Consider the following 17,701-nt stretch of genomic DNA (forward strand, 5'->3'; position numbering starts at 1 on the left):
ATAGTAACGATAAAACTGTTTTGACAATAGTATATAAAGATTGTGCAAGATACCATTCACATTAAGCATTATTAGTACAGAAAAAAAGCATCTTGAATCTGATTATTAGAACTATCGCATATACAGAAAATATATATAGATTAACCCGGCAGCCGTTGTGACCCCTAATATAAAGAAGATGTTATAAAGAACGAACAGAATAGTGAATACTGGTTAAAAAATCAATATATGTTCCTTGGTTTCTAAATCAACTATATATATGTTTCCTCTTGCTGTTTTTGATAAAGTATTAAGTACTTCACAAAATAAACAGCATCAATAGACACTATTTCTTTAATAAAAATACAGATTTACTGAACAGAGTGTAGGAAAAATATAAATAATAGTACACCCATACTAGAAAATAGAGATAAAACAAATTGCCTTGATTTAAAATGGGTCTATATCACGGCATCAATCTCTGCAGAAATTCTACCTCCTTCAATTGCTCCTTCGTTCTATCTCCACTAGAACAGAAAGGAGCGGGAATTTCCTGATTATCGATTTATTTTTTGAGGTCTACAGATGTTTTTATCAAGAATGATCAATGTTGAGATCCCTGGTTTTGAAGGTAACGGACCTGCGATACAAAGTACTGTTCTTAAGAATAATATACTGAAGGCGAAAAGCACCTAGGAGGTGCTCTGATGCAGTACAGTCTTGGAATAGATGCCGGAGGCACTTATACCGATGCTGTGTTGATCAGGGACTCTGACGGAAGCATAATAGATTCCAATAAATCACTTACCACCTATCCTGATATCTTAACAGGTATCAGGAATACCCTGGATGGACTGGATCAGCAATACCTTGAAAAGGTCCATTACGTATCTGTTTCTACGACCCTTGCAACTAATAGCGTACTGGAAAGGACAGGTTATCCTGTGGCACTTATCCTTGCCAATGGCACAGACATACCCAACAGTGCGAAGATAGAACATTTCACCCTTGTAAAAGGAGGACACAACAGTGCAGGAAATGAGGTTTGTCCCCTGGACCTTGAACCGGTCAAGGAATTTGTCCTTAGAGTAAAAGATAAGGTATCTGCATTCGCTATCTCATCCTATTTCAGTGTACGTAACCCTGACCATGAACTGAGGATTAAAGAGGTCATCAACGAACTGACCGGACTTCCGGTTGTCTGCGGACATGAACTTTCACAGGACCTTGGTGCATACGAAAGAGGGGTCACAGCATACCTGAATGCCAGACTTATCCCTATATCCAGCCACTTCATGGAAGCCGTCAGTTCCGAACTAAAAAGAAGGAACATCGATGCAAAGCTCATGATGCTCAAATGTGATGGTTCTGTTGTAGGCATCAACGAAGCTCTCAAAAGACCAATCGAATCCGTGTTCTCAGGACCTGCTGCAAGTCTTGTAGGAGCAGCACATCTTTCTGGAAATGAGAATTGTACTGTTATCGATGTCGGAGGAACAAGTACCGATGTCTCCCTTATATACCGCGGATTACCGGAACTTAGCGAAGCGGGTGCTGTGGTCGGCGGCTGGCAGACAAAAGTAAAGGCCATACGCATGGAAACATCCGCAATGGGCGGTGACAGCCATGTATGGGTCAGGAACCATGTCATCAACATCGGACCAAGAAGGGTCATACCACTCTGCCTTGCTGCTGTGGAATATCCAGAGATAATTGAAAAGCTGAAACAAAATCAGGTTATCCTTCGTAACCAGATAGGAGAGAACCTTCAGCCCACCAAGTTCTTTATAAGGTCAGGACTTGAGACCACTGATATCAGTTCTGCTGAAGAGGAACTGCTCTCAAGGATAGGTGACAGACCACTTACTGTTAGCGAGATATACTGGAACGAGAACAGACTTCCAAACCCCGGAACACTTGACCTGCTCATACAGAAAAGGCTCATCAAAGCAATAGGATTCACACCCACAGATGCACTCCATGTCCTTGGTGAATACACCCAATGGAACAGGGAAGCCTCAGTTCTTGGAGCCGGTATACTGGCGGCACTTTCAGGAACGGACGAAGATGAGCTTTGCTTACAAATAAAGAAAGACGTAGCCAGGAATATGGCATTGAACCTGATAGCATTCCTGCTTGAGGATGTGAGCAGGGAAGAGATAGAGAAAGTGCTTAAAAGAAAATTCTTTGCCGGATTCAAGGTGGACCTCCCGGTGGTCCTGCTGGGCGGACCTGTCAGAGCCTATGCAGAAGAGCTTGCAGAGTTCATAGATGCAGAGATCATCGTACCTGAACACTGTAGTGTGGGAAATGCCGTTGGAGCAGTAGCAGGAAAAGGTGCAAGGAAGCTGGAGGTCCTCATAAAGGCCAACTACACCGAATCGAAATACAATCTGAAAACATCATCTTTTGTTACTTTCTTCCCCGGAGGCAGGGAAGAGTTCGCATCATATCAAGAAGCTCTTGAGTTCGGAGAAGAGATCGGCAGCAAGCTTATCATGAACTATATGAGCGATGCAGGTCTGGACAGCACTGAGGTCAGCATCGATATGCTTCGGAATGACATCGTTACACACGAAGGCGGACTTCCTGTGGAAACAAGGCTCACTTTCTCCGGTATTGGCGAGGCCGAAAGGAACAGGAAAATGGAGGTTGAATGATGCAATACAATCCTGGAATAGATGCCGGTGAGACATACACCGATGCGGCCATAGTAAGGGATCTCAACAGAAATGGAGCATGATCACACTATTACAATACCATTGTAATTTTATCACGCGTGTATTATAAACTCAAATGGTCCTCTTTTATCGAACGATCCAAAAACAGAGGTAGAATAAATGCAATACAGTCTTGGAATAGATGCCGGTGGAACATACACCGATGCGGTCATAGTAAGTGATCCGGACAGAAAGGTGGTGGCTTCGAACAAGGCACTCACAACATATCCTAACCTGCTGACAGGTATAGAGAACGCCATCGACGGACTTGACAGCAAATACATACCGGACATTAAACTCGTATCAGTATCAACCACCCTTGCAACCAATACTATACTTGAGAAGACAGGTTATCCTGTAGCTCTTATCCTCATAGGGAAACACACCCTTCCCTCAAGCATGCCCATTGAGGACTACATCGTAGTGAAAGGTGGACATAATGTAGCCGGACTTGAAGATGAGGTTCTAGACCTGGAAGCTGTCAGAGAATATGCCATGAAGGTCAAGGACAGGGTTTCAGCTTTTGCCGTTTCCTCATATTTCAGCATCCGTAACCCGGAACATGAGATAAAAGTGAGGGATATGCTTGTTGAACTCACAGGACTGCCGATCGTCTGCGGACATGAACTGTCACAGGACCTTGGTGCATATGAAAGAGGGGTCACAGCATACCTTAACGCACAACTGCTTCCAATAGCAGACCAGTTCATCCACGCAATTCTTACTGATATTAAGAAAAGGGGTATCGAAGCAAAGCTCATGATGCTCAAATGTGATGGTTCTGTGATAGGTATTCATGAGGCAATGGAAAGACCTATAGAATCAATATTCTCAGGACCTGCTGCAAGTCTTATGGGAGCATCCTTCCTCTCCGGGAATGATACATGTGCCGTTATCGATGTTGGAGGGACGAGCACCGATGTCTCACTGAACTACAACGGACTGCCTGAACTTGTTGATACAGGAGCCGTGGTCGGCGGATGGCATACGAAGGTCAAGGCCATACGTATGGAAACATCAGCAATGGGTGGTGACAGCCATGTCTGGATCAAGAACCGGAATGTCAATATCGGACCACGCAGGGTAGTGCCACTATGTCTTGCTGCTGTAAAGTATCCCGGATTCATGGACCAGTTAAGATCAGGAAGAACACCTTCCAGGGTACAGCTTGCAGAGAATGTCCAGCCTACAAAGTTCTTTGTAAGTACAGGCAAGGAAGCCAGCAATCTTAGCTCATTTGAGAAGGAGCTTATGGAGATAATAGGAGAGGAACCTGTTTCACTCAATGATATCTTCTGGAAGATCGGAAAGCCCATATCTCCCGACAGTGTTGATTCACTGATACAGAAAAGGCTTGTCCAGGCGATAGGATTCACACCAACCGACGTGCTCCATGTTCTCGGAGAGTACACGAAATGGGACCGTGAAGCCTCACTTGTCGGTGCTAAGATACTTGCAAGACTTACGCCCATGGATGAGACCGAACTTTGCATGCATATCAAGAAGGAAGTTGCCATCAATATGGCACTTGACCTGATGAGCTTCATGTACAAAGGAGTATCAAAGCCTGAGATCGAGAAGATGATACGTGGAGATTTCCTCTCGCAGTTCAAGATGAATGTTCCTGTGGTGCTTCTCGGAGGACCGGTTCACTCCTATGTTGAAGAACTCAACAGGCTGCTGATCGCCGATATCATAGTTCCCGAACATGCAGAGGTTGGAAACGCTGTGGGTGCTCTTGTAGGAAAAGGTGTCAAGAGCATAGAGATACTTGTCAAGTCATTCTATAAGAAGACAGAAAGGACCATTCTGGTGTTCTCTCCAGTGGAAAGAAGGGAGTTCTCTACTTATTCAGAAGCCCTTGAATACGCAACCGAGCACGGGAAGGAACTCATAATGCAATATATGGAAAGTGCGGATATCGATCCGAAGGATGTCAGCATCGAGATCAAGAGAGAGGATATCACAATGACAGATGATGGCGGTGCTCCTATAGAGACAAAGTTCATTTTCCTTGGAACAGCATTGCCACAGAAAAAGTGAAGGTTAAAAAAATACAAAAAATGAGAACGGTCAGTAATCGACCGTCTCTGTCTCTTTTATCTTTTCTTTGAACAATGTGTAGGCCCACAACTGGTATATGATGACCAGCGGAACGAACACAAGTGCTCCGCCCAGCATTATTGTCAGGGTGAGCTGGCTTGATGCTGCCTGGAAGATATCGATACCATTCTCAAGTGCGATAGAAGATCTGAGCATGTAAGGATAGATGCTTACCAGCCCGCTCTCAACTATGAAGAGTATCGTTCCGAGGTTGCAGCAGAATGCCATGAATGCCTTTTCCTGTCTTGCAAGCACCACTGCAAGGATGGCAACTATGACAGCTACGGCCGGGAACAGATACAGTACCGGTGTGGCAGAGTAGTTCCTGGTGAAGCCTTCGATACCTGCAAATGAGTATGCAAGGTATACCAGAGCAAGTACAAGTACCACTATGGAGCTTATCTTTGCGAAATTTACAGCTGTTTTTCCCAGTGGACCTTTCGTCTTGAACCTTATCCACAGGGCACCGGAAGTTGCACTGATGAGCACGAACAATATACCTCCGATCAATGCATACGGACTGAAGAGACCCAGAAGTGTACCTTCGTAAACTCCGCCTGCTGCAATGGCAAGTCCCTTGAAGAAATTAGCGAAAGCGACACCAAGCACCAGTGAAATTAGAAGGCTACCTGTGAACCATCCCCATTTGAGGATGTTCTGTATCTTCGGGCTCTCATCCTTGTGGAGATACTCAACTGAGATCCCCCTTATTATCAGTCCGATGAGCAACAGCATCATTGGAAGATACAGGAATGTGAACATCTTTGAGAACACCAGCGGGAAAGCGGCAAATGTGCCACCTGCAGCCAGTATGAGCCATACCTCGTTCCCGCCCCAGAAAGGACCTACTGCCTTCTGGACCTGTATTCTCTGTGTCTTATCCTTTGCAATGAACGGTATAAGAAGACCTGCTCCAAGTGAGAACGAGTCCACCATGAAGTAAACTCCCCATATAACACACCAGAGAACGAACCAGATAACTGCGAGAGTATCATGTGTCAGGATTTCCAGCATTTCACTCAGCTCCTGTAGCATTGACCACTGTCTTTCTGATAAGATAGAATTCCAGGGCGAAAAGCATGAGATAGACACTGCTTATCAGCAGTATGCTCACCAGTACTTCTGATGTAGGGACCAGTGAAACACCACTTTCGGTCCTGAGAAGCCCATATACTATCCATGGCTGTCTCCCTATCTCAGTTACGTTCCATCCTGCAATTATAGCAATAAATGGTAGCGGAATAGACCATTGCATCAATTTAAGGTATAGACGTGACTCATACAGCTTTCCTGTCCTCTGCAAATAAAGACCTGCAAGTGCCTCTGCAATGAAGAGGAAGCCCAGCATTGTCATCAATTTGAAGTTCCAGAATACCATTCCTACAGGAGGAAGGTCCTCTGCAGGCATCTGGTTGAGACCAGTAATTGTCCCGCTAAAACTTCCAGTATAAAGGAAACTTGCAAGACCCGGGATGCCCAGAAGCTCAACACTATTGGAGCCTGTACTTGCATCAGGTATCTGGATAAGATACATGGGTACCGAGGAACCTGTTTCCCATATCGCATCCATAGAAGCTCCCTTTGCAGGCTGGATATCAACAACGTACTGTGCATATCCGTGTCCGAGAACAGGAAGCAGAATAGATGTCACAAGTGCAAGGACAATTGCTATCCTGAATGATCTTCTGAACACTTCATTGTCATTCTTCTTCAGGAAATGGTATGAACATATTCCCACTACGACAAATGCAGTGAGAAGGTAAGCTGAGAGCAGCGTGTGGACCAGCATATACCAAACATAACTATTAGTGAGCAGGGCAAGGAAATCCGTCATAATGACCTTGCTTCCATCAGCAAGAAGTTCATAACCTACCGGGTTCTGCATGAAACCGTTGGCTGTGATGATCCACAGTGCAGATATGTTCGTTCCCAGGGCGACCATCCACATGGAGAATGCCTTGAGCTTCTGCCTGTTACGGTCAAGGAAGAGCCATACACCAAAGAATGTACCTTCAAGGAAAAAGGCCATCAGTGCTTCCACTGCCAGAGGCGATCCAAAAACATCTCCCATGAATTCGGAATAAGCACCCCAATTTGTGCCGAACTGGAATGTCATAGCAAACCCCGTGACAAGTCCGATCGCAAAGTTTATTTTGAATATCCTACCCCAGAAATCAGCCATCTTTCGCCAGGTCTCATCCCTGGTCTTGTAGAAGGCTGTTTCCATTACAGCTACCAACAGTGCAAGTCCCAGCGTCAGCGGGACGAACAGGAAATGAAATGCCACTGTTACGGCAAACTGTATTCTGCTTAATAGAACCAGATCTAACATTATTTATCCCCTTATATGATTTTGTTCGCTTTTGCCACATCCGAAAAAAACCCAGTATGGCACTCCACGTCGTTGAAATAACAATTATAATAATTGTTCATTATAGTTTATAATATTTGCCATGAGAACAAATGAGAGAAAATGAGAACAAGCGCCATTATTTATCTACAAATTGGAATGGCTGGAGAATAAATTTGCAAACAATAGAGGCATCCACATTAGAACAGAGTTACTTACCGAAAAGTTTCATAGTATATGTATATTGTGTTAATTGATAATATGGTAAAATTGAATAACAATAGCATAAGACATTATAATAACTATAGTTCAATAGATACCCGAAAAATATAAGTAGTAATACTTCCTACTAAGAGTTAGATTCAACCAATCATCATGGAAATCAGATCATGTTGATCGAATGGACTCTAAATCCGTTCAGTCGGGTTAAATTCCCGAGGTTTCCGCCATATGTGTTTCATTGTGTGATACGTTCACATAATGACAAGATCTTTTTTTCTTTTGTTTCTGATCCTCTAGTTTACGATATATTCCAGTCCGATCCTGGAAAAAATAGTATCATTCTTCCAGCTGGAAGAATGTCCTGAATATCTCGATGGAATCCAGAAAGTCCTGTTTACCCATCAGTTCCCTGGTCGAATGCATTGCCAGCATTGGGACCCCTACATCCACCACACGAACAGGTATATATTTACTTAGCAATGGACCTAATGTTGTTCCACCCCTCTGATCGGAATGGTTCACAAATTTCTGATATTTCACACCGGTCCTGTCACAAAGTTGCTGAAAAGCTGCAATGGTCTCTACTTCTGATGCATAGGAACGATTTCCGCTGATCTTAATGGTCATACCTTTGTTCATTATCGGCTTATTGGTGATATCATTCTTTTCAGCATAATTTGGATGGAGTCCATGGGCACCATCAGCTGATATCACAAAACAATCCGTCATCTGCCCGGAAGGTAACTCTTTTGTTGCAACCATTCCCATGCGGATCTTTTTCAGAATTGTGCTCAAGGTCACAGAATCAGCACCCTGGCGGGTCATGGAACCGATCTCTTCATTGTCCATGAAGGCAATCATGTTGATCCCTTCCTCACTTTTGGACCCTACAAGAGCTTCCATAGCAGCATAGACCATTGAAAGATCATCGATCCTCGGACAGGAAATGAACTCCTCTTTAGCCCCTACAAGGATACCCTCTTCACTACAATAGACATTGAGGTCCATATCCAGAATGTCCTCACGGTCGACCCCGGCTTCCTTTGCGATCAGATTCAGAAGATGATCATCCTTGACCTCATCCTCTATCAATTGGGTCAGGAGAGGTTGCATCTCTTTCTGGACCTTGATCTCCACACCTTTGTTGACCTCATTGTTCATGTGGATAGCCAGATTAGGAATGATAAGTATAGGTCTCTGAAGGTCCAGATGGATCACTTTTGGCTTCAGCACCTCATCCGATCTCACTGCTATTCTTCCGGCGATGGATAAAGGACGGTCGAACCATGTATTCAGGATAGGACCACCGTAGCGCTCCACATTCAGTGTCAGCATCCCTTCACTGTCCACCTCAGGACAGGGTTTTATCCTGAAACCCGGATTATCCGTATGAGCTGCAATGATCTTCAGTTTCTGTGTCTGATCCTTACTGCTTCCAATAGTGAAAGCCACAAGCATGGAAGGGAAAGGAGCCAGATAGTATTTACCTGACAGGTCCAAAGTCCATGGCTCATTCAGATCCAGTTCCATAAAGCCTTCGCCATCCAGACGTTCCTTTATAGTATCAACTGTCTGAACTGCTGTTGTGGCCTTTTTCATAAATCCGAAAAAATCGCTGATATGATCCATATAATCCATATTTACCATCTCTCTCATGAGATCACATTATTAAAAGATCTCTTTTATCTTCTATCTGGCATAATGATAGATTAATAGATCCTCAGAATACTTAATCCTGTACCCCTGAAATAAAAAAAAGGATCTCCGGGAAAGGGGGACAATTCATCAGAAGGATTTTGGCCCGGAGAAATAAGCGACTTTTCTAGTTTTGGTTTGTTTCAATATCTGTGGCTCTTTGCCATTTCTATCATTGCCTGGAGATTCACAGTAGGTGTTTTGCTCACAGTACCACATCCGGGTCCAAGCAAACCTATTCCTGCATCGAGGACCTGCTGTGACTGCTCTTTGATGGTCTCAGGGGTCTGGTTCCAGAGCATGTTCACAGGGTCGAGGTTCCCTACAATGACAGCTTTTTCGACATTAGCTACAGCTGCTGCTGCATCAACATTCTGGTCTACACTAATGGCATCAACACCACATGATTCCATAAGTGCAAGACCCTGGGTTGTATCACCACAGATGTGCAATACTACAGGTACATTGACCTCGTGCATTGCATCTATTATCTTTTTGTGGAAAGGAACCACGAACTTCTCGTAGAACTCAGCACCTATCAGCTGGTAACTTGCTGTAGGATCGATAATGACCATGGTATCGGCACCGTTCTCAACCATCTTTTGTGCGTAACCAACACAGAAATCAGTTGTGAATTCCATAAGAGCAAGGCCGAATGCCTCGTCTGTGAAGATAGCCATGAACCATTCATCACCATTGATGTGCTGTGCAAGTGAGAAAGGACCGATCATACTGCCCATAATAGGAAGTTCATCACCATACTTATCTGCCAGTATCTTGATAGCATCGCAGACAACACCGATCCTGCTCTGGCTAAGATCATAGCCTTTGAGCTTCTCGATGTCCTCTACTGTTTTTACAACATGGCCGACAACGGATGGTTGCTGCTCCATTGTACCATCTTTTATCTCACAGCCGAAGAACTCAGCTTCTGCAGTTATATCGAAAGGCACACGGACAGCCTCGAATCCAACTACGGTATGACCTGCTTCGGCAAGTGTTGCCATCTTTTCTGCATCATTGTTAGCCTCTGGCCAGAAAGCGCCACAAGCTTCCATCTGTTCCACAGTGCCTGTCTGGGTAACACAAACAGCAGGCATCCTGTCAACAGACTGGCCTGTAAGTGCACGGGATAATCTTTCTTTTGGGGTATATTCTGTCATGATCTTAGGCTCCTGAAGAAGAGATGACTGGAGATTGGAAACCAGCCATCCAGATTTTGGAGGTAATTTTCTGTCTTGTCGAGACAAATGTATAGAAGGTGAGCCAGCGATGATGGGTCGCTGGCTGCTAGGGAAGTGATAAACTATGTTATCACAGGGATTCTTTTATCTTAGAATGTAAGTCCGAACTCTTCGAGCTTCTTGCGTGCGCCGTCGTAAACCTTCATGTACTCATCAGTTGGTGTTACAGTAGCTACATCGTAACATTCCTGGAAGGTCTTACCCTGTGGTGCATTTGCATAGTTGCCCTCGTAAGAGCTTACAAGAAGATCAAGGACCTTGTTCACATCTTCGATGTTCATTCCTGCTGTTGCTCTTGCAACTTCTCCCATCATCCTTGCTTCCATACCGGTTGTCTTGTCCTGTACAACACCCTTTGCAGATGCTACACCGGAGAGGATCTCACGGCCGGATGCTGTGTCAGTGATAGACTGAGCGGATGCTTCGAGCAGACACATCTCGGTACATGGACCTGCACATGGATAGTACTGGTTACCGGAAAGCATGTCTGTGAACTCTGAGATAGTTGCACATGCCCATCCAGCGATCTGGAGGGTCTCACGGGTGTTGGTGGATCCCCAGCGGATGTGGACCGGACCATCAAGGTGCCAGCTTGCATTGCTCATTACAAATGCATTGATGTGAGTTGCGATATCTACAATTGTGGTCTCTTCTACGCCACCGGCGTAACCACCAAAGATAGGCATCTGTTCATCCATGATAATGTCACTGTTACCCTGATAGTGTGCCATCACACTGATAGCGTCAAGGTCGATCTTAAGCTCATTGAGCTGTGATACTTCGTGACTGTCACTGCAAACCATACCACCGGCACAGTCTGAAGCGATATTTCCCTGAGCGGACAGGGAAGTCTCTGGTCCCTATATGCCCATGCCTGGCCTTCCGGCCATTGCTGCTGCTGTCTTGATGAGCCTGGTCTCGGTCTTTGCTGCAAGGACCTCATATGGGCTCTTTGGAATTGGTGGTTTGCCACGGACTGTCATCATGACACCGTTAACAATTGTGTCAACTTCCTTTTCAAGAGCGTAGCTCATGTGAACTGGCATGAATACATCTTCGGAAATTGGGGAACCTGTTGGACCACCCTGTACTATTGGCTTTCTCTTGTCACCAACACTTCTCTTCTGGACCCTGACAGCTTCTCTGCCGGTTCCCAGTGTAAATTCCTTCTGGACGTTGTTGATAGCGTCCCAGATCTCGTCCTCTGTGTACTTTACTACACGGCTTGTATCTGTACAGAAGATACCACAGTCAAGGAGCATCTCGAAACCTGCCTTGAACAGGCTTTCCATCATGTCCTTGTCGGTTGGGACGAACTCGCCCTTGAAATCAAGATTATATTTCTGCTTGAGTTCCATTGCCTTCATTGGGATCTTCATAAGGTCCCAGTCATCCTGGGTTGTCTTCTCTCCCTTCTTTGCTCTCTCATAGAATTCAAAACAATCAAGTGATCTTGCAAATGTCATTGTTATTCACCTCAATTATTACTTACTGCATAAGGTTGAGTGCTACACGAGCTGCATCTGCTGCATTCTCTGCTGTTGCGTCTGCTCCGATCTCTGCGATCCATGCATCTGATACTGGTGCTCCACCGAACATGATCTTAACAGAGTCTCTAAGACCTTCTTCTGCAAGCATGGCTACTGTGTCCTTCTGTCCGAGCATTGATGTTGTCATGAGTGCTGAACCAACGAGCAGAAGCTTCTTACCCTTGTTCTTCTCAACTTCTTCCATGACCTTCTCATTCTGGACATCTACGCCCATGTCTACGATCTTGAAACCGTTTGCTTCAAGCATTGTTGTAACGAGACGGTGACCGATATCGTGAATGTCGCCTTCCTGTACGTAGGTGATAGCAGTGCCTACACCTTCATCTTCTGCTCCCTTTTCCTCTTCAAGTACAGGTAAGAGAAGTTCCATTGCTGCGTTCATTGCTTTTGCAGACATCATGATCTGTGGGAGGTAGATCTCTGCTGCTTCGAACTTGTCTCCTACAATTTTCATGCCTGGTGAAAGTCCATCATTGATTATCTCAACTGCAGTAAGTCCTGCATCAAGGGCTGTCTGAGTAGCTTCGGCACAACCGTTGATGTTCTGTGTAACGATAGTGTCTCTGAGTGTGTCTAACATTTCCTGATTTGACATATTTAGCCTCCGTAATGGTTCCTAGCAATTGTCCGTTTTTCGCACATTGTTTGAACCGGCTGATAGAATCCATAAAGGTCAGACTGCATATATCATAAACTCAATGCAATATGTCCATTGATCTTGAATTAATCATTAGGGAGCAAATTATTAGAGCACTTTACAGAATTATACTAACATTACAAGATTACAACAGCATTGTAATGTTAACAGACGTGCATTTTAAACTAATAAAATACCATAAGGGTAACATCGTCTCTTTATTACAATAAAAACAATATCAAGAGCAATGATAAGGTATAAAATGAAACTCGAAAACATGTCATTGAAGGCAAAATTGATCCTCTATATAGTTATAGGAACACTAGCTGTCCTTTTGATCAGTACTGCAATGACGATCTCAACTGTCACAACTCAGGAAGAAAATCTTGCATATAAACAGGCAACTGAGATGGCCAAGAACTACGCCAGTGAATTCAACGGTGATATGGAAAAGAACATGGCCATTGCAGAGACAATTGCCGTTAGTATGTCCAGCTATGATTCCCTTAGCAGAGAGGAAACAAGCAATATGCTTTACGATCTGTTAGTTGAGCATCCGGATCTCCTTGGTACATACGTTGCCTATGAGCCAAACGCTTTTGATGGCGAGGATGAACTTTATGTAAATTCATCAGGTCATGATGCCACAGGCAGGTTCGTTCCTTACTGGAACAAAATTGGTGGAGATATACAACTTAATCCTCTGGTGAATTATGATAAACTTGATTATTACCAGTTGCCAAAAGAGACCAAAAGAACCGCAATAACTCAACCCTACTACTATGAGGGTGTCTTTATGGTGAGTTTCGTCTCCCCCATCATGAAAGATAACGAGTTCCAGGGAATCTCAGGTGTGGATGTCTCACTGAACTATCTAAATGATGAGATAAGCACGGTCAAAGCATTTGACACAGGCTACGCATTCATGGTAGATGACAGAGGTGTTCTTGTTGCCTATCCTTACAACAAGGAACTGATAGGGGAAAAAACCCTTTATGATTTTGGTATCGAAGAGCTCTCAACAGTAAGTGAGGATATACTCAGTGGAAATAGTGGACACGTAGAGACCATCGACCCTACAACCGGAGAAGATGTTGTGATGTTCTATGAACCGGTCACTACAGGCAACTTTTCCTTTATACTTGTGATACCAAAAGATGAGATATTTGCAGGTGTGCAGAACCTCAGCAATAAACTTTTGTTGATATCTCTTGCAGCTGTACTTTTCATGGGCGGATTTTCATACCTGATCGCATTGTCTTTCAACAAGACAATTACAGATATAGTCCATGATTTCAAGACGATCTCAAAGGATGCTGTCAAGGGAAACCTCAGTACACGAGCTGAAACCAATGTTGAAAAGGATTTCAAAGAAATACCCATTGGACTTAACGAGATCCTTGAGGCCGTGGTCACACCGGTACGTGATACTATCCGCCTTACAAAATCACTTTCCAGAGGTAAACTCTCAGATCGCTCCAAGCTTGAAGCAAAGGGAGAGTTCAAACAATTGGCAAATACACTGGATACTCTCGCAGAATCACTTGATACCATGATAGAAGATTCGAACAGGGTGCTGACTGCCTTCCAGCACAATGATTTCTCACAGAAGATCGAGGTTCACGGTGAAGGAGACTTCGGCAAACTTACAGAAGGTATCGAGAAAACGAGGATCACCCTTGCACAGATAATGGATGAGCGCAAGAAGCTGGAAGAAGTAAGGAAGAAAGAGATCCATCACCGTATCAAGAACAATCTGCAGGTCATTTCAAGTTTACTGGATCTTGAATCTGAGAAATTCGACGATGATGCCGTGATCGAAGCTTTCAGGGAAAGCCAGAACCGTGTGGTTTCCATGGCACTTGTACATGAAGAACTTTACAAGTCCCAGGATATGGAAAGTATCGACTTCTCAGATTACCTGATGAAACTCGTAAACGAATTATCCTATTCCTATATGATGGAAAAAGAAAATATCAAGGTCAAACTGGATCTTGATATTGTCTTCATTGATATGGAAACTGCGATCCCGCTGGGAATGATAGTGAATGAGATCATTTCAAACTCATTGAAACACGCATTTGCTCCCGAGGAAGAAGGGGAGATATTTGTATATCTTGATCTGACCAATGGAAAACTTACTTTGACGGTCGGTGACAACGGGCGTGGTTTCCCTGAGGGAATGGACTTCACTCAGACAGAATCCCTGGGACTCCAACTCGTAACAACATTGACTGCTCAGATCAACGGGACCATTGAACTTGACAGAAATAAAGGTACAAAATTCAAGATCAGATTAAAATAATATTATAACAGGTGATCAACCGTGGAAGATTCAAAAGATATAAAGATACTTGTCGTTGAAGACGAAAGTATTATTGCTTTAAATATAAAAAAGAAGCTAAAGAGTTTCGGATATACTGTCCCGGCAATGGCTACTACAGGAGAAGATGCCATCAAAATGGCAGAGATCACGTTCCCGGACCTTATTCTTATGGATGTGAGGTTAAAAGGTGAAATGGATGGTATACAGACAGCTGCAGAGATACGCAAGAAATTCGATATCCCCATTATTTTCCTGACCGCATACTCAGATGATAAAGTACTCGAAAGAGCAAAAAAGACGGAACCTTACGGATATATAGTCAAACCTTTTAAGGCAAATGACCTCAAAAGCAATATTGAGGTTGCTCTTTACAGATTTGGTATGGACAAGCCAAATAGTGCTGAATGAACCGCCATGAGATTCAATTACAAAACGGAAATTTTCAATTTAAGAAAATACAGGGATTGGTTCAGATGAACAACTCATTGACTGATGTAATCTTTAATTCTGACAAAAGGAAGAATGTCCTTTTACTCCTTATCGAAGGGCAAAAGAGCCGTGAAGAAATAAAAACAAGCCTGAATGTAACTTCAACTGCTCTTATTCCCCAGATCAAGATACTTAAGGAGAATGGACTCGTCATACAGAACGGAGACTACTACACCCTGACAAATATGGGAGAGGTACTTGTTGAGAACATGCTTCCATTGTTGAATGTAGTGGAAGTTTTCGAGGAGAACAGAACTTATTGGAAGAACCGCAACCTTAACGGAATACCTAAATCACTCCTGAAGAGGTTTGGAGAACTCGGAAATTGTCTTATCATAGAACCTGATCTTAACTACCTGTTCGAATTCCCAAGGGAATTTACTGAGAATATAGCAAAATCTGAATACATTATGGTTTACAACGCTTATTTCCACCCGGAGTATCCTGCTATGTATTCAAGACTGGCTGAGAAGGGTATTGATATCTCACTAATTCTCACAGATGCTGTCTATGAAAGAATGAAACAGGATTTTACAGAGGATATAGAGAAGTTCAACAGTTTTGAAACTACTGAATTAAGAAGATCTGACGAGATGACAGGACTTGCTACTCTGGTGAGCAGTGATCGTTTTCTTTTCCTGTGTTTCTTTAATGAACAGGGTCAATATGATCATACAATACTCATGAGCTTTGACAGCAACGCTTTACAATGGAGTGAAGAGTTGTTCGAGTACTATAAAGAGAGATCAGAGATCATCGACTGATCAATAGATATTTCTTTTTATTTGTCTGGTTAAGGACTTCCGGTCTTAAACCAAAAAAAAGGATTCTGGTACAAAAGTACCAGGCTTGTGTTACTCATTTAATTTTTATCTTATTCTTCGACTGGAACAGCTTCAGGTTCACCAAATAGACCATGTTCTCTGTGTGCTGCACTAGCAGCAGCCATTTTATTCCTGTTCTCACGCTGTGAGTAGAACCACAGAGGAATAAAGAGACAGAGCATGAAGAAACCAACACCTGTTGTTGCCCATCCAAGTTCAAGACTGTTAAGGTAGATGATACCTACCAGGAAGAATGGTGTGTTAAGGATAGTAGTTGCAAGAGCGACCTTTTTCCATCCTCTTGGAGCCTTGAATGGTCTTTCCAGCTTTGAGAGCTCAGGGTCGTTCCTGACCTTCACATAGGTGTAAAGACTTATACCGTTGGCGCAGATGTAACCGATCGCAGAAGCAGCCAGGATAGCTGTTGGTGTTCCAAGAAGAATAAGGAACATGTTGAATCCTGCATCAGCAAGCATTGCGTTCATTGGATGTCCATGCTTGTTCAACTTACTCAGAACTGAAGGCAGGTTACCTTCGACTGACATTGAATAGATGGAACGTGCAGATGAAAGGAAAGCTGTCTGAATGATCAGAAGCATTGCACCTATCAACATTATAATTGAAATGGATGCACCAACAGGACCAAGTGCCATGTTTGCCAGTGGAAGCATTGGTGAGATAGGTTCTGCAAGAACTCCGTCAACTCCAAGAGCACCAATTACAGATGTCTGTACAAGTACGTAGAGAATAAGACAGATAGCTCCACAAACAAGCAGTGCCTTTGGTATATCTGAATTTGGCTTCTTGTATTCAGGACCATAGATAGCAGCAGTTTCCCATGCAGCAGCACTCCATTCAGCCATTGCCAGAAGTCCGAGAAGGATCAGAATGTGCTCCCAGTCCCAGCTCCAGTCTGTAGGGAACCATGAATTTGTGATGTTCTCCATGTGGAAATCACCAGTGAAGAATGGTGCAATGGTGATGACCAGAAGAGGTACCAGGGAAATAGCAGCTAAGATCATTCCAGCGGCTGCTCCGTTCTTAAGTCCCTTTGCATTGATGATCGCAAGGGAACCGAAGATGAAACCTCCTACTACCAATGCCATAAGTGTTGAGTTGATACCTGCTAGGGACGGGACCATTCCCTGAACGTAGCTGGATATCAGTATTGCGTAGATCGCAAGTACAGGACTCCATCCGAACCAGTAGCTCCAGGCACTGAAACCACCTATGAACTTACCGAATTTGAACTTTCCCTGGTTGTTCTTGTCCTTGTCTGAACCAAAGACCGTTTGCGTATATCCAGGAAGACCTGATGCCTTTGGGAAAACCGTTGCCAGTTCTCCGAATGCAAAGTTCTGTAAAAAACCAAGGAGCACAGTGGCTCCCCATATTACTATCGCGAAGGACCAGACATAACTTGTAAGATATCCTATTGAAGGCAGGATAAGCAGAGGAACACCCAGTGCTATTGCAAGACCCTGTTTCCAGTCAATGGACCTTTCAAGTTCCTGCGGGTCGCATATATTCTTAGCACACTGTGCACCATGTTCCCAGTCAAT

11 protein-coding genes and 1 pseudogene are annotated in these 17,701 nt (G+C 43.8%); 5 read left to right on the forward strand and 7 right to left on the reverse strand.

Annotation, left to right across the window (positions count from 1 at the left end; all coding sequences use genetic code 11):
• Positions 1 to 686 precede the first annotated feature (686 nt).
• Entirely contained in the window at positions 687 to 2,639 is a 1,953-nt protein-coding gene (locus tag BM008_RS10570) for a hydantoinase/oxoprolinase N-terminal domain-containing protein (protein WP_091936761.1), read from the forward strand.
• A 180-nt stretch (positions 2,640 to 2,819) separates the two neighbouring features.
• Entirely contained in the window at positions 2,820 to 4,742 is a 1,923-nt protein-coding gene (locus BM008_RS10575) for a hydantoinase/oxoprolinase family protein (RefSeq protein WP_091936763.1), read from the forward strand.
• A 30-nt stretch (positions 4,743 to 4,772) separates the two neighbouring features.
• Here BM008_RS10575 and cydB read toward each other — a convergent pair whose 3' ends face one another.
• The 6 genes and pseudogenes from cydB to BM008_RS10605 form a co-directional block, all read right to left on the reverse strand.
• On the reverse strand, positions 4,773 to 5,816 hold the full coding sequence (gene cydB / locus BM008_RS10580) for a cytochrome d ubiquinol oxidase subunit II (RefSeq protein ID WP_091936765.1): 1,044 nt from the start codon (positions 5,814 to 5,816) through the stop codon (positions 4,773 to 4,775).
• 1 nt (position 5,817) lies between these two features.
• Positions 5,818 to 7,134 carry a cytochrome ubiquinol oxidase subunit I gene (locus BM008_RS10585; RefSeq protein WP_091936767.1) on the reverse strand — a complete coding sequence of 439 codons (1,317 nt, stop codon included), beginning with the start codon at positions 7,132 to 7,134 and terminating at the stop codon, positions 5,818 to 5,820.
• 576 nt (positions 7,135 to 7,710) lie between these two features.
• Positions 7,711 to 9,030 (reverse strand): M18 family aminopeptidase, encoded by a 1,320-nt coding sequence (locus BM008_RS10590; protein WP_245748009.1) that lies wholly within the window; start codon positions 9,028 to 9,030, stop codon positions 7,711 to 7,713.
• A 182-nt stretch (positions 9,031 to 9,212) separates the two neighbouring features.
• Positions 9,213 to 10,232, reverse strand: coding sequence for a methylcobamide:CoM methyltransferase MtbA (mtbA, locus tag BM008_RS10595; protein WP_091936769.1), 1,020 nt, complete (start codon positions 10,230 to 10,232; stop codon positions 9,213 to 9,215).
• Between the two features lie 170 nt (positions 10,233 to 10,402).
• A pseudogene (locus tag BM008_RS10600) lies at positions 10,403 to 11,779 on the reverse strand (monomethylamine:corrinoid methyltransferase).
• Between the two features lie 22 nt (positions 11,780 to 11,801).
• Positions 11,802 to 12,458, reverse strand: a complete 657-nt coding sequence (locus BM008_RS10605) for a methyltransferase cognate corrinoid protein (RefSeq protein WP_091936771.1) — start codon at positions 12,456 to 12,458, stop codon at positions 11,802 to 11,804.
• Positions 12,459 to 12,762: 304 nt separating this feature from the next.
• Between BM008_RS10605 and BM008_RS10610 the strand changes: the two genes are divergently transcribed.
• From BM008_RS10610 to BM008_RS10620, 3 genes are all read left to right on the forward strand, one after another.
• On the forward strand, positions 12,763 to 14,805 hold the full coding sequence (locus BM008_RS10610) for a histidine kinase dimerization/phosphoacceptor domain -containing protein (protein ID WP_091936773.1): 2,043 nt from the start codon (positions 12,763 to 12,765) through the stop codon (positions 14,803 to 14,805).
• Positions 14,806 to 14,826: 21 nt separating this feature from the next.
• Entirely contained in the window at positions 14,827 to 15,234 is a 408-nt protein-coding gene (locus tag BM008_RS10615; protein WP_177188045.1) for a response regulator, read from the forward strand.
• 65 nt (positions 15,235 to 15,299) lie between these two features.
• Positions 15,300 to 16,079, forward strand: a complete 780-nt coding sequence (locus BM008_RS10620; RefSeq protein WP_091936775.1) for a helix-turn-helix transcriptional regulator — start codon at positions 15,300 to 15,302, stop codon at positions 16,077 to 16,079.
• A 110-nt stretch (positions 16,080 to 16,189) separates the two neighbouring features.
• Here the strand turns inward: BM008_RS10620 and BM008_RS10625 are convergent, their stop codons facing one another.
• On the reverse strand, positions 16,190 to 17,701 hold the full coding sequence (locus tag BM008_RS10625; protein ID WP_394328925.1) for an APC family permease: 1,512 nt from the start codon (positions 17,699 to 17,701) through the stop codon (positions 16,190 to 16,192).

This window comes from Methanolobus profundi, from assembly GCF_900114835.1.
GTDB classification, from domain to species: domain Archaea; phylum Halobacteriota; class Methanosarcinia; order Methanosarcinales; family Methanosarcinaceae; genus Methanolobus; species Methanolobus profundi.

Coding starts and splice junctions, on each gene's coding strand:
- BM008_RS10570 (WP_091936761.1), top strand. CDS start 687: ATGCAGTACAGTCTTGGAATAGATGCCGGAGGCACTTATACCGATGCT.
- BM008_RS10575 (WP_091936763.1), top strand. CDS start 2,820: ATGCAATACAGTCTTGGAATAGATGCCGGTGGAACATACACCGATGCG.
- cydB (WP_091936765.1), bottom strand. CDS start 5,816: ATGCTGGAAATCCTGACACATGATACTCTCGCAGTTATCTGGTTCGTT.
- BM008_RS10585 (WP_091936767.1), bottom strand. CDS start 7,134: ATGTTAGATCTGGTTCTATTAAGCAGAATACAGTTTGCCGTAACAGTG.
- BM008_RS10590 (WP_245748009.1), bottom strand. CDS start 9,030: ATGAGAGAGATGGTAAATATGGATTATATGGATCATATCAGCGATTTT.
- mtbA (WP_091936769.1), bottom strand. CDS start 10,232: ATGACAGAATATACCCCAAAAGAAAGATTATCCCGTGCACTTACAGGC.
- BM008_RS10605 (WP_091936771.1), bottom strand. CDS start 12,458: ATGTCAAATCAGGAAATGTTAGACACACTCAGAGACACTATCGTTACA.
- BM008_RS10610 (WP_091936773.1), top strand. CDS start 12,763: ATGAAACTCGAAAACATGTCATTGAAGGCAAAATTGATCCTCTATATA.
- BM008_RS10620 (WP_091936775.1), top strand. CDS start 15,300: ATGAACAACTCATTGACTGATGTAATCTTTAATTCTGACAAAAGGAAG.